The 12,531-nt window shown below is 41.5% G+C and carries 12 protein-coding genes; all 12 read right to left on the reverse strand.

All coding sequences use genetic code 11. The features are described from left to right. Window positions 1–10 precede the first annotated feature (10 nt). The 12 genes from B1202_RS01920 to B1202_RS01975 all read right to left on the reverse strand — a co-directional run bounded on the left by B1202_RS01920 (window position 11) and on the right by B1202_RS01975 (window position 12,484). Window positions 11–1,450: a M48 family metalloprotease gene (locus B1202_RS01920; protein ID WP_078188859.1), complete on the reverse strand. Its 1,440-nt coding sequence runs from the start codon at window positions 1,448–1,450 to the stop codon at window positions 11–13. 85 nt (window positions 1,451–1,535) lie between these two features. Then, entirely contained in the window at window positions 1,536–2,507 is a 972-nt protein-coding gene (locus B1202_RS01925) for a 2-hydroxyacid dehydrogenase (RefSeq protein WP_078188861.1), read from the reverse strand. 20 nt (window positions 2,508–2,527) lie between these two features. Continuing rightward, window positions 2,528–3,175: a hypothetical protein gene (locus B1202_RS01930; protein WP_078188862.1), complete on the reverse strand. Its 648-nt coding sequence runs from the start codon at window positions 3,173–3,175 to the stop codon at window positions 2,528–2,530. A gap of 174 nt (window positions 3,176–3,349) precedes the next feature. Continuing rightward, on the reverse strand, window positions 3,350–5,239 hold the full coding sequence (locus B1202_RS01935; RefSeq protein ID WP_078188864.1) for a M48 family metalloprotease: 1,890 nt from the start codon (window positions 5,237–5,239) through the stop codon (window positions 3,350–3,352). Between the two features lie 91 nt (window positions 5,240–5,330). Then, window positions 5,331–6,869, reverse strand: coding sequence for an amidophosphoribosyltransferase (gene purF / locus B1202_RS01940; RefSeq protein WP_078188865.1), 1,539 nt, complete (start codon window positions 6,867–6,869; stop codon window positions 5,331–5,333). A gap of 24 nt (window positions 6,870–6,893) precedes the next feature. After that, window positions 6,894–7,481, reverse strand: coding sequence for a CvpA family protein (locus B1202_RS01945; RefSeq protein WP_078188866.1), 588 nt, complete (start codon window positions 7,479–7,481; stop codon window positions 6,894–6,896). Between the two features lie 5 nt (window positions 7,482–7,486). Continuing rightward, window positions 7,487–8,488 carry a quinone-dependent dihydroorotate dehydrogenase gene (locus B1202_RS01950; RefSeq protein WP_078188867.1) on the reverse strand — a complete coding sequence of 334 codons (1,002 nt, stop codon included), beginning with the start codon at window positions 8,486–8,488 and terminating at the stop codon, window positions 7,487–7,489. Between the two features lie 90 nt (window positions 8,489–8,578). Then, window positions 8,579–9,058, reverse strand: coding sequence for a type II secretion system protein GspM (gene gspM / locus B1202_RS01955; RefSeq protein WP_078188869.1), 480 nt, complete (start codon window positions 9,056–9,058; stop codon window positions 8,579–8,581). Then, window positions 9,058–10,197, reverse strand: a complete 1,140-nt coding sequence (gspL, locus tag B1202_RS01960; protein ID WP_078188871.1) for a type II secretion system protein GspL — start codon at window positions 10,195–10,197, stop codon at window positions 9,058–9,060. The genes gspM and gspL overlap by 1 nt, the downstream gene beginning before the upstream one ends. Window positions 10,198–10,224: 27 nt before the next feature. Then, entirely contained in the window at window positions 10,225–10,680 is a 456-nt protein-coding gene (locus tag B1202_RS01965; RefSeq protein WP_078188873.1) for a SixA phosphatase family protein, read from the reverse strand. A gap of 79 nt (window positions 10,681–10,759) precedes the next feature. Then, window positions 10,760–11,833: an NAD(P)H-dependent glycerol-3-phosphate dehydrogenase gene (locus tag B1202_RS01970; protein WP_078188874.1), complete on the reverse strand. Its 1,074-nt coding sequence runs from the start codon at window positions 11,831–11,833 to the stop codon at window positions 10,760–10,762. 60 nt (window positions 11,834–11,893) lie between these two features. Next, complete coding sequence (locus tag B1202_RS01975; protein ID WP_171525909.1) at window positions 11,894–12,484, reverse strand: nitroreductase family protein; 591 nt, start codon at window positions 12,482–12,484, stop codon at window positions 11,894–11,896. Between the last annotated feature and the right edge of the window lie 47 nt (window positions 12,485–12,531).

Raw genomic sequence — 12,531 nt, forward strand, 5'->3', positions numbered from 1 at the left:
TTTGAAATCTTTATATTTTTAATTTCCGTTCATTTTGCATTTCGTCTACACGCTGCTTGATTTTCGCAGAAAGACTTTTCGAGTCTTTGGCGATGCGCTGCGCCTGTAGCAAAGATTTAATCGCGCGTTCTTCATCCCCGCCCCAATACTCTACTTCAGCTCGATATCGCAGCACATTGACCGAACGGAAGCTTGCATCTTTGTCTGCATCAGCCATTTGCAACATCAGTCGCCAACCACTCAAGTCGCGTGGATTTGCTTGTAAAAATCGCTGTAGAATCAGTTGTGCTTGCGCATATTCTTTGTTTCGAATCAAAGCCTCTGCATATTTATAATTTAATGCACGATTTTCAGGCATGATGATTGCCGAACTTTTCACAGCGTTCACAGCATCGGCTGTTTTGTTTTGTCCCAACAGCACATCGGTCTGTAAAATAGTAAAAAGTGCATGCGATGCATTTTGTTTTGCTGCTTCATTTAATAACTTTTGAGCAGCACTAAAGTCACCTTGTTTAATATGCAAGCTCACTAAAGCCAACTCAGCTGCATAATTCTTTTGCGCCACCATCGCATTTAATTGCAATTCAGTTGCCTGACCTGACAGTACTCGACTATACCAACGCAGAATTTCAAAATCTTGATCAACCAAACTGGTTTTAACTTGAGGCAACTGATTGGCGCGTAAGCGCGCTTCGCTCATACGCTCCGTGGTTAAAGGATGCGTCAACCAAAAATCAGGCAGAAAGCTCACTCGACTCGTAGAGCGATGCATCACCTCAAAGAAGTCAGCCATGCTCTGCGGATTGTATCCAGCACGGTACATATACTGCATCCCAATACGGTCTGCTTCACGTTCTTGATTGCGGCTATAGGTAAGCTGTTTATCCATTAAAGCGGCTTGTGAGCCCATCATTACAGCCGCACCGACATCACCATCTGCCTGCGATGCAACCAAAGCTCCGACCAAAATACCAGCTAGTGACAGTAAACCTTGCCCTTTAAAGGCTTCTTGTGAACGACTGTAATGACGTTGTGATACATGTGCAATTTCATGTGCCATCACCCCTGCCACTTCATCCATGTTGCGTGCTGAATTAATTAATCCCGCATTTAATGCAAATAAACCACCCGGTACAGCAAAAGCATTAATTTGTGGATCATTAATTAATAACAAACCGACCGGTTGATTGAGTTGAGTTTGGCTCAAAATATGCGTAAAGACAGATAAAAGACGATCTTCCATCCACGGATTTTCAGTCACAGGGAGTTGACGATGCACCTCACGATACACCTTCTCACCAATGGCACGTTCTTTTTGTTGATCCAACAAGCCGACGCCACTACCAATTTCAGGCACAGAAAATTGTGGGGATGAACTAAAATCTACGGACTGCGTCTGCGCCAATGTCGAACAAAGCCCGAGACCACATGCCAGTAAAATCTTTTTCAAAGTCTATTCTCTAAATTTCATATTCGCACTTCATCGAATATAGCATTGAATTTTGGTGAATTATGGAGAAAACTGTTGTGATTGTTTATTCAAATTTTGGATTGACCACATAGCGTGGCGCGCGCTCATGTACCAAAACATCCACTAAATTTTGATATGCCAACTCTGCCATACGTTTACGGGTTGCCGCTGTTGCTGAACCCACATGGGGCAATGTCACGACATTGGCTAATGTAAAGAATGGGGATTCTTGAAGTGGCTCTTGCTCATACACATCTAAACCTGCTGCAAAAATTTGACCACGACTTAATGCATCGATTAAAGCAGCTTCATCAATCACTGAACCGCGTGAAATATTCACCAATACCGCATGCGATTGCATCAAGGCCAACTCACGTTCACCAATTAAAGCTTTGGATTCTGCATTTAAATCCACTGCAACGACCACAAAGTCAGCACGTTGCAACAAATCATCCAAATCGCAATATTGCGCTGATAAAGATTCAGCCAATTCAATTTTTTCTCGGCGATTATGATAGAGCACATTCATATTAAAGCCGTAGCGAGCACGACGCCCAATCGCTGCGCCAATATGTCCTAAGCCAATAATTCCGATGGTTTTAGCAAAGACATCCATGCCAAATTGCTCAGGACCCACTGTACGCTTCCACTGCCCTTGTTTGGTCCATTGATCCAATACAGGCACTTTACGTGCTGCACTCATCAACAAGGTAAATGCTAAATCTGCTGTAGTTTCCGTCAATACATGCGGTGTATGACTCAACCAGATATTTTTTTGATTTAAAAATGCTAAATCATAGTTGTCATAACCGACACTTACACTTGAGATGATTTTTAATTGTGATGCATGCGCTAAATTCGAAGCATTCAACAAACGTCCCGCACCAATCATGGCATCAGCATCTTTTGTATGCTCAAGAATTTGTTGATTCACATCGCCTAATTTAGGGCTAATTTGGAAAACTTGAAATTGCTGTTCTAAACGTTGAATTATTTCTTGATCTATTTGACTAAAAACCACTACTTTTTTTTGCATAAATTTTCCATTTACGTAATTTAAGTATTTTGTGCCGCCTTATTTTGCATAAATTGCCATAGGCGTTTTTTCAATAAAGGCTGTTCAATCATTTGCTGTAAAGATGCCAATGGATACACCTTCGCATGCTCTAAATGCGGAATATCGCCTAGGCAAATGACATTTTTATCCAAGCTCATCGCATCGATAAAACCCTGTACATAAGATGCTGCACCACGACCATCTTGCAAATTCACCCAACCAAATGGCCACTGTAAAGCAAAGAAATCGGCACTGACTGCGCGCTGAATATTGCTCCACAAAACTTGCTGCTCTGCCGTTAATTCTGTGGCATCAATGACAATGACACAGTGCATTAAACAGATGGCTTCTAAGTTAAACGAAGGGATTTGAACAATTGGACGAACTTCAACAGGCTCAACAACCTTTGGTTCATCTTTAGGTGCTTCTACAGGTTGATTTACAACAACATCAACGTTCTTTTTAAGCTCAGTCTGTGATGAAACAGGCGTTGGCTGAGGCGCATTTTTGAGTAGGATTTCAGAGACTATTTCAGGAGCCGCCTGATCTCGCCAAATATTTGAGCTAAATTGCTGACACGGTGCTGCCTGAGGAATCCATACATCAATTCCCATTGCCACCATTATGCTTCGCTGATGCCCAATCATGCTTTCATTTTCACCTATTCAAGGCTTGTTATTCTAACGGGATTCACGCTGTTTTGCTGAACTTTTATAAATCAATTAGACCACTCTATTTCTCTAATGATTATGTAGAATCGCTCAGACTACTTTTGATTTAAAATTAAACAATTTATTCATAAATCAAGCCGCTATAAACAATTATACGATCATTAAACTATTTTTCTTTTGCATTAGTTCAACCATCTCAGCCGATTCAAAGCCAATACGCCAATATAGTAGCTGCAAAACATCCAACTCATCTTGCGTGATAATTCGATCATTCCATAAACATATTTCTGCAACACCAAGAATGCTTAACCGCTCACGCAGCAACAATCCAGAAATATCATTTAGGATTTCAGCCAAGTCTATTGGCTCATCAGAAATATCACGATAAAACTCTAATTCTTCTTTCGTTAAGATTCGATTGAGGATTTTTTCACGCACTTCGAGTTGGTTATCACTGTTAATTTGTTGCACATGCAGCAAGGCATCAATCAACCGCACAATACTCGGTTTTACATCTTCTAAAGATGTAGGCGTGTGTGCAGGCAACAGATTTAATTCATATTTGACTGTTTCAAGTAGTAATGCATCGAGTAATCCAATTTCACCATCTTCTTGAATAATCTTGGCCAGCTTGGTTAAGAACTGCCGAGAAATCGTCGCAGGCATGGTGCCAATATTTTTACATGCCTCATGAAAAATGGAGATATGCACACGACCATCAAGATTCAATAAAGCATCTACAATCGCACGACTCACTTCAGCTTCAGTCGGAATAAACTCTCGATACTGACGAATCATTAAAATTGCAACCATCACCTCTCGCGAACCCGTTGCTGTTTGCAAGGCACGTTGGATCAATTCAGGTCGCTGCCAATTTTCACGAATCTCAGGATTCAACGGTTTAATTGCATCTCGTATCGCAAAACTGATCGGTGACAAGCGCAGTAAAGGTAATGGTTGTGGTGAATTCCATGGTGTTGCAACATCAGGACTGGCTTCTTCCAGTGAACGAAATAAATAAAATAGCGGTTGGTTTCGCAGTTTTTTTAAATTTTCTAGTTGCAGGTCATGAATGAGCGCCGGATTTAATTCAAAAATACGCTGTTCAATATTTGGGTGAATATTCATCCAGTTTTGCGGACTGAGTGAGTTTGCAAAACACATATGAGAAATCGATTCCGCATATTCACTATGAATTTGCGAACCTGAATGATGCACATAAATCCTTAATAAGGTTTGAATATTGGCATCATTTTGAATCAGGCGTTTAGTTTTCTGGTCATTACGATAGGTTCGAGAACCCAAAGAGATATATTTAATAAAGCGGGAAATCAATACACCCAAGCTTCCGATCAACCAAATGACCGCACCAATCGCAACAAAAAGGGTTTCAAACTTATTGTCCCGTGCTTGTCCATTTTTATAGAAGCCACGTTTTGCAATTTTACTTCCCCACTGACTAAAGGTCGTCAACCCGCTATATAAGATTTTCAAACGGGTATTTTCAGCAGCTTCCCCCGACAAGATTTTATTAAACTCATGGCTCAGCAAACCATACATTTCCATCTCATCTAAGGTTTGTAAGGCACCCCAAGTTAAAATGATCGATGTATCTCGAGGGCTAAAACCAGCGGTGAGCGCATTCACCCCCACTTCATCAGGTAAGACATAAAGTGCGGGAGTATCGATAAGAAAGGTATCTGCCAGTTGCTCTGTCATACGTAGTGCAACACTTTCTTCAGGAATACTTTCAATGAGACTGAGACGTCGCGCACCTAACTGTTTAGCAAGTGAATAACCACCTAAGCGAAAGGTGTAAAAATCATAGAGAACCGAAACCAACATAATTAGCAGCACAGCTGCCACTAAAAATGGGCTAAGGACATGCCAATAGATAGACTGAGTGGAATCATAATAATCCACAATTAAACCGACAATTACATTAATAATTGCGACGGTCAAAAACACTGCCGCCATACACATGGTGACAGGCCAAAACATATTTTTGTTTTTTATAAAATCATAACCCACACGTCTCAATGTAATACCCTTAAGTTACATTGTCTTTTGTTTGCTCATCATAAATGAAAAAAGCGGGAAATTCCCGCTTTTTCAGTGTGTTTTCAGCAGATTATTCTTCGCGAACACCTGTTAAATCCACAGAAGCCGCATCAATGTTGACATCGATATAAGCTGGCTTTTCATTTTTTGCAGAGTCATTACGCTTACGCTCTAATGCTGCTAAATATTCAGCATCAATACCGCCTGCCACATATTTACCATCAAATACCGAGCAATCAAAGTCCTGTAACTCAGGGACTTTCTTGGTACGTACTGCAGATTTCAAATCTTCCAAGTCTTGGAAAATTAGGCGATCAGCGCCAATAATTTCACGAATTTCTTCAACGCTACGTTCAGACGCAATCAGTTCAGATTTGGCTGGCATGTCAATACCGTACACGTTTGGATATTTCACCATCGGTGCAGCAGACGCAAAGAATACTTTTTTCGCACCCGCATCACGCGCCATTTGAATGATTTCGTTACAAGTCGTACCACGAACAATCGAGTCATCGACCAATAGTACGTTTTTGCCTTGGAACTCTAGCTCTACAGGGTTAAGCTTTTGACGCACAGATTTTTTACGAAGTTGCTGACCCGGCATAATGAAGGTACGACCGATATAACGGTTCTTCATGAAGCCTTCACGGAATTTCACACCTAAAGTATTTGCAAGCTCTAGCGCAGAAGTACGTGAAGTATCAGGAATTGGGATCACGACATCGATATCGTGCTCATCACCCCATTCACGCAGAATTTTCTGAGCAAGTTTTTCGCCCATTTTCAAACGTGCTTTGTAAACTGAAATACCGTCAATGGTTGCATCAGGACGCGCAAAATATACGTATTCAAAGATACAAGGACGATATTCAGGGGCTACTGCACACTGCTTGGTCGACATCACGCCATCAGCAGTAATATAAATTGCTTCACCCGGTGCAATATCACGTTCAACCTTAAAGCCGAGCGCTGTAATTGCGACAGATTCAGACGCAATGATATACTCCATACCATTTTCAGTCTCACGCGAACCGTAGATCAATGGACGAATACCATTTGGATCACGGAAGCCTACAAGACCCTGACCGGTGATCATAGCAACAACCGCATAACCACCTTTGCAACGTTCATGTACACGTGAAACCACGTGGAATACATCTTCAGCGCTTGGTGTAAGTTTTGCGCGTTTTTGCAATTCGTGTGCAAATACGTTTAACAATACTTCTGAGTCTGAATCGGTGTTCATGTGACGTAAGTCAGTCGTGAACAAGTCATCATGAATTTCAGCAGCATTGGTTAAGTTACCGTTATGTGCAAGCGTGATGCCATAAGGTGAGTTTACATAGAATGGCTGAGCTTCAGCACTGCTAGAAGAACCAGCAGTTGGGTAACGAACATGGCCAATACCATAATTACCCTGTAATGCACGCATATGACGTGTGTGGAACACATCACGTACCATACCCGTATCTTTACGCAGGAATAAACGACCATCCTGACAAGTTACGATCCCGGCTGCATCCTGTCCACGATGTTGTAACATCGTTAACGCATCAAACAACATTTGGTTAACAGGTGATTTACCAGCTATACCAACTACTCCACACATAGCAACCTCGCAGACAAGCTAGGGTTAATAAAAAGGATTATTTGTTGACTCACCCGATCCAGAACGTCCGTGCTTGTTCTGCGACTCAGATGGTAGGTCTGAAGATTTCTGAGCATCTTCAGACTGAATATGATGAAGTGCTTGATTTGCAGCATCTTTGGACAATTCGGTTGCCCAAGGCGCATATGGCAATAATGACTGAACCATTTTAGATTGTTTCCAATGTGGTGAACTTTCTACCCAAGGACCTAGCCCCTGCATAGTGATCAAAACCACCAACAATCCTTTCAAGCTTCCAAAAACACCACCCGCCAGTCGATTTAAAGGACCAAGCTTTAATGTTTTCAAAATACTGTTCAATAACCATGTCGCGACCCAAGTCATGACTACAATCAACAATACAATAAATGCGAACGCGGCAATCTTCTGTACCACTGGATCTGTACTTAAAGATGTCATCGAAGGTGCAAGGACGGTTGCATACTTTGCCGCAATGACAAGTGCAAGAATCCATCCAATGAAGTTCGCAAAGGCTTTTACAAATCCTTGACGCAAACCGTTAAGCCCTCCAATGAGCAAAATAATCAGTATAAAGATATCAATGGTATTCATGATATTTACAATGCGTCTACGCAGTCTTTTACAAGTGTCGGACCTGTATATATGAGGCCACTATACACTTGTACAAGGCTTGCTCCTGCTTTTTGTTTCGCAACAGCATCTGCGCCCGACAAAATACCACCCACACCGATCAATGGAATTTGACCGTTTAATACTTTAGCAAAAGCTGCCAAACATGCCGTACTTTTTTCAAAGACTGGCGCACCGGATAGACCACCAGCTTCATCACCAAATGGAAGGCCTTCAACACCTTCACGCGACAAAGTCGTATTGGTAACAATCAGACCATCAATTTTAAATTTTAACAATTGTTGTGCAATAAAATTAATGTCTTCAGGTTCTAGATCTGGTGCAACTTTAAGTACTAAGGGTACATAATGTTGATTTTCATCCGCCAACTCGAGTTGACGTTTCTTGAGCGTCTCTAACAGTTCAGTCAAAGCATCACCGCTTTGTAAGCTGCGAAGATTTTTTGTGTTAGGAGATGAAATATTAACCGTAATATAAGAAGCGTAGTTATAAACTTTTTCTAGACAAATCAGATAATCGTCAACTGCTTTTTCAACAGGTGTGACTGCATTTTTACCAATATTGATCCCAAGTACACCCTTAAATTTTGCAGCTTTGACATTTTCGATCAGCTGATCCACGCCATCGTTGTTAAAACCCATACGGTTAATAATGGCTTTTGCTTTCGGTAAACGAAATAAACGAGGTTCAGGGTTACCTGATTGTGGAAGTGGGGTAATTGTACCAATTTCGATAAAGCCGAAGCCCTGGCTCGCCAGCGCATCGATATAAGCACCGTTTTTATCAAGACCGGCTGCTAAACCAACAGGATTAGGAAATTCGATTCCCATACATGTCACTGGTTTAGACGCCACGTTTTGACGCATCATTCCCATCTTGTGAGAAGATTTCAACAGCGATAATGTCAGCTCATGTGCACGCTCTGGTGCTAAAGTAAACAACAAAGGGCGGGCTAGAGAATACAACATATCTATAAAAGTCTACTGCTTTTTAAGTCGGCATATTATAGGCACAGCACAAATAAAACACCATGCTTAGCAGATCTTTATTTTTACCGATTATTGTACACTCGCTGTTAATTTGACCTGTCCCGCTTCAGAACTTAATTCCATCTTTTCAATACTTAAGCCCATTTGAACCAATTGAGTCAAAAAATTGGCCAGAATTGCATAATTTTCATGCATCACTGCAATCTGTATTTGCTCACCGACTTGTTGCGATGCTACTGACAAGCCCTGTTGTTGCGATACACGCTGAACTTTTTCCAACGCGCTCAGTTGTGTATCACCTGCTGGTTTCATCGTGACGGCATTACTTTGCATCCAAACAACAGTATCTTTGAGTTCATTCACGCGCTTTTGTTGAAAATTTGCAGCTTTGTTCATATAAAACAGTGCCGAACCAATCGCTGCAACTACAACAAAAATCGTGGTAAAGATCACCATGACTCGTTCACGAGTAGAAAGTTGATCTAAATAATCGGTGATGCGCTCAATTTGCCCATCTATACGTTGCTGTAGGTTTTCCATTTTTGTCATTATTGTATTTTCACCAATCCAATCGCGCCGTTGGCACTTGGTTGAATATTCCCTAATTCAACTTTAAAACCTTGTTGTTTTAATTGATTGGTTAGGGTTTGTAGTACTTCTGCCGAATTGGCTTTTAGTTCCATATTCAACATCGAGGCTTCATAGCTGACACGATTTGCAGAAATTTGGTTTTGCATTAAAACTGGCCCGACACGGCTCAGTAAAGACAAAGCCTGCGCATTACCCGTTTGACTCTGACGCAATTGTGATTCGAACTGGCTTTTCAGCGTTTGTTCGGTCACAGGATAGTTTTGCCCAAACCAATATTTAAACTGATCAATCGCTTGTGCCGCAGTGATATTGGCTACTTTTTTGTATTGATACCAACGAACTGCATCATAGCTAAACTGTGTAATTAAAGCCGCAACCAAAACTGCTGCACATGCTTTCCAATAGCCACTCACACCATTATTGGCTTTGGCTTTCGGCAAAACATTGAGTGGATGTTGTTTCGGTTTTTTTATATTGGGTAGTTCATAATGAAAGGATTCAATGTGATCATGCGTTACAGCGGCTTCAAGACTATGCGTCTGATCTGAACTTAGATTTGAAATCTTATAGTTCGGCTGACCAATTTGATAATCTAAATACAATGCCAAATCATCAACAGACTGACCGACATATTCACTATTTCGGACCAATAAATGACCGCTGACATTTGCCAAAACATGTTGCCCTGCTTCTGGACTTGGCAAGACCAAAAAGTCAGGTAATAACGAAATGACTTTCACTGGGATTAGTGTCAAAGCATGCTGCATCGTTTCGACTGCACTATGCGCAATCCCCATGACCGTTAATTCATCTGGACTTTGAAAATGATGCAATACTTTCATTGCATCCAAAGGCAAAATGACATATTCCTCAAGTAAATATTTTACGCCGTCTGGGCCAAGTTTTTTATATTGGTTTTTTGGAAAATTTTGCTGAATGATTTGTACATCACGACTTGGAAAGAAAACAACCGCTTCCTTTCCCGCATGTGGCTGAATTTCCTGAATCAACTGTTCAAGTGTCGATGACTGCTTCCAGAAATCCCCTTCTGACCATTGCCAAACCCCATTGGCTTCGGGCATCCATAAATACAACATTAATTTTTCTGCCGTTTTAATTGGTTTTTATGTTGATGGTATAAACGTTTTAATTTGAGTCGATAACCCTGGAGCAATGACCGCTTGTTCATAAATACGCGCTTCTGCCAAAGCATAGGGATTAAAATATTCTGAGACCAAAACACTGGCCATATGTGCCACAACGTTCATATGGCACACCACCACAATAGACTCATACGGTAAATGTGACAACCATTCCACTGCAACTTTGGCATCATCTTCCGGTTTGATGGCATTACAAATAACCACAGGTACATGTGGAAAATGTTTTTGCAAAAATGAAAGTGTTTGCTGCGCACGCAATAACGGACTCACCACAAAAACGTCTGGTTGAATTATATCTTTCAAATATGCTGCAGTTTCTGCCGCTTGAGTTTGTCCACGCGCTGTTAAAGGACGCTTTTCATCATTCCCCATAACAGGCGGAGCAGCTTCGCCATGCCTAACCAATGTCAGTTGCATAAAATTTCCTTATTCTATTCCGCACATTATATACAGCCAGTATGACAAAGCTATGTGTATTGCATATTAATCAGCAAACTTAAACTTGCTGATGTGGCAAGACAAATTCAACATCACTACGATGGCCATTTTTCATCAATGACAATGCAATATTCAGTGCCGGCGCACCTTCAAAAATCACTTCGTACAAGGCACTGGTAATGGGCATATACACACCGAGCTCTTCAGAGCGTGCACGTACTTGCACAATGGTATTAATCCCTTCCGCAGTTTGTCCCAGTTCTTTGGTCGCTTGTTCTAAGCTTTTACCACTACCCAGTGCAAAGCCGACTTGGTAATTACGACTGAGCGGACTACTACAAGTTGCAAATAAGTCACCTACACCAGACAGACCTAGGAATGTTAATGGGTTTGCCCCTAATTTCACTGCAAAGCGGCTCATTTCGGCCAAAGCACGTGTCAAAATCATACTCTTGGTATTTTCACCGACACCATAAGCCGCAGCCAGACCCATCGCGACTGCATAGATATTTTTCAGAGCACCGCCCAATTCCACGCCATGCACATCATCACTTGCAAATACACGGAATAAAGCACTGTGCAGCGCTTGTTGAACTGCATAACGAACCAGCTCAGATTGGCTTGCGATCACTGTTCCCGCAGGCTGTCCCGCAACAATTTCCTTCGCCAAGTTTGGCCCTGAAAGCACACCATAAGGGACTTCAGGAAGTTCTTCACGAATAATATCGCTCATAAAACTAAAGGTATTGGCTTCAATACCTTTGGTCAAAGACACCACTGCTTGTGAGGTAATAAAAGGCTTGATCTGCTGTAAAACACTACGGAAAGAATGGCTCGGAATAGCCACTAAAATAATGTCACGATTACATACTGCTTTTTCTAAATCTGAAACAGCGAGCAAACCAGCTTCTAATTGAAAATCTGGCAAGTAACGTTTATTGATATGTGTTGCATTGATATCCGCAGCTACCGCCTCATCACGAATCCATATCATGGTGTCACAGCCATTACGTACGGCGGTATTGGCCATCGCAGTACCAAAACTCCCACCACCCAACACCGTAACACGTAGTGCAGTTTTTTGATCAACTGACACAGGGCTAACAAGACTTGCAAAATCAAGTTCTGACATTGTTCTTTTATCCTAATTTCTTTACTGATCGATCTAGTTCAATCGACCTATTTTTCACTTTTATTGGTTTGCTTTATGCCAATGGCTTACAAAGTCAGCAGACTGTATTTCAGCACGCGGTGGAATGGCTTTTACTGCTGTACCGATATAAATAATGCCTGAAATCAAATCATTTTCCGTTAAGCCTAAGGCTTGTTTAAACAATTTAGATTCAACCACCGCCCCACTACGCCACATGGTTGAAAAGCCCTGTGCTTGTAGAGAGAGCAAAAAGTTTTGTACTGCTGCGCCTGAACTTAAGATTTGTTCGAAATGCGGAACTTTGGGATGATCTTGTAATTGAGTTAAAGCCAAAACCAATAGTGGCGCACGAAATGGATGGTGTTTCACACGTTCCAACTGCGCTTCTTCTGTTTGTCCAGTATCGGCTAAAGCATGTGAAAGCAACTCACCAAATGCTTCACGTTCAGTTTCAGGAATAATCACGAAACGCGTAGGCTTAAGACGATGATGATCTGGCGCCGTTAAAGCGGCTTGAAACGCATTTTCCAATTGCTCAGCATTCGGCGCAGGTTCAATTAAATGACCAATCGACTGACGCTGATGAATATTTTGATGAACTGTATCAACTGCTGATTTTAGAATTGACATCTATACACTGTACTTTAAAACGTTTGCTCAAGATTAGCATATTCTCA

The sequence above is a fragment of the Acinetobacter amyesii genome (assembly GCF_002018365.1).
Classification (GTDB): Bacteria; Pseudomonadota; Gammaproteobacteria; order Pseudomonadales; family Moraxellaceae; genus Acinetobacter; species Acinetobacter amyesii.

Coding starts and splice junctions, on each gene's coding strand:
- B1202_RS01970 (WP_078188874.1), bottom strand. CDS start 11,833: ATGTCAGAACTTGATTTTGCAAGTCTTGTTAGCCCTGTGTCAGTTGAT.
- purF (WP_078188865.1), bottom strand. CDS start 6,869: ATGTGTGGAGTAGTTGGTATAGCTGGTAAATCACCTGTTAACCAAATG.
- B1202_RS01975 (WP_171525909.1), bottom strand. CDS start 12,484: ATGTCAATTCTAAAATCAGCAGTTGATACAGTTCATCAAAATATTCAT.
- B1202_RS01930 (WP_078188862.1), bottom strand. CDS start 3,175: ATGATTGGGCATCAGCGAAGCATAATGGTGGCAATGGGAATTGATGTA.
- B1202_RS01965 (WP_078188873.1), bottom strand. CDS start 10,680: ATGCAACTGACATTGGTTAGGCATGGCGAAGCTGCTCCGCCTGTTATG.
- B1202_RS01950 (WP_078188867.1), bottom strand. CDS start 8,488: ATGTTGTATTCTCTAGCCCGCCCTTTGTTGTTTACTTTAGCACCAGAG.
- B1202_RS01925 (WP_078188861.1), bottom strand. CDS start 2,507: ATGCAAAAAAAAGTAGTGGTTTTTAGTCAAATAGATCAAGAAATAATT.
- gspM (WP_078188869.1), bottom strand. CDS start 9,058: ATGACAAAAATGGAAAACCTACAGCAACGTATAGATGGGCAAATTGAG.
- B1202_RS01945 (WP_078188866.1), bottom strand. CDS start 7,481: ATGAATACCATTGATATCTTTATACTGATTATTTTGCTCATTGGAGGG.
- gspL (WP_078188871.1), bottom strand. CDS start 10,197: ATGTTGTATTTATGGATGCCCGAAGCCAATGGGGTTTGGCAATGGTCA.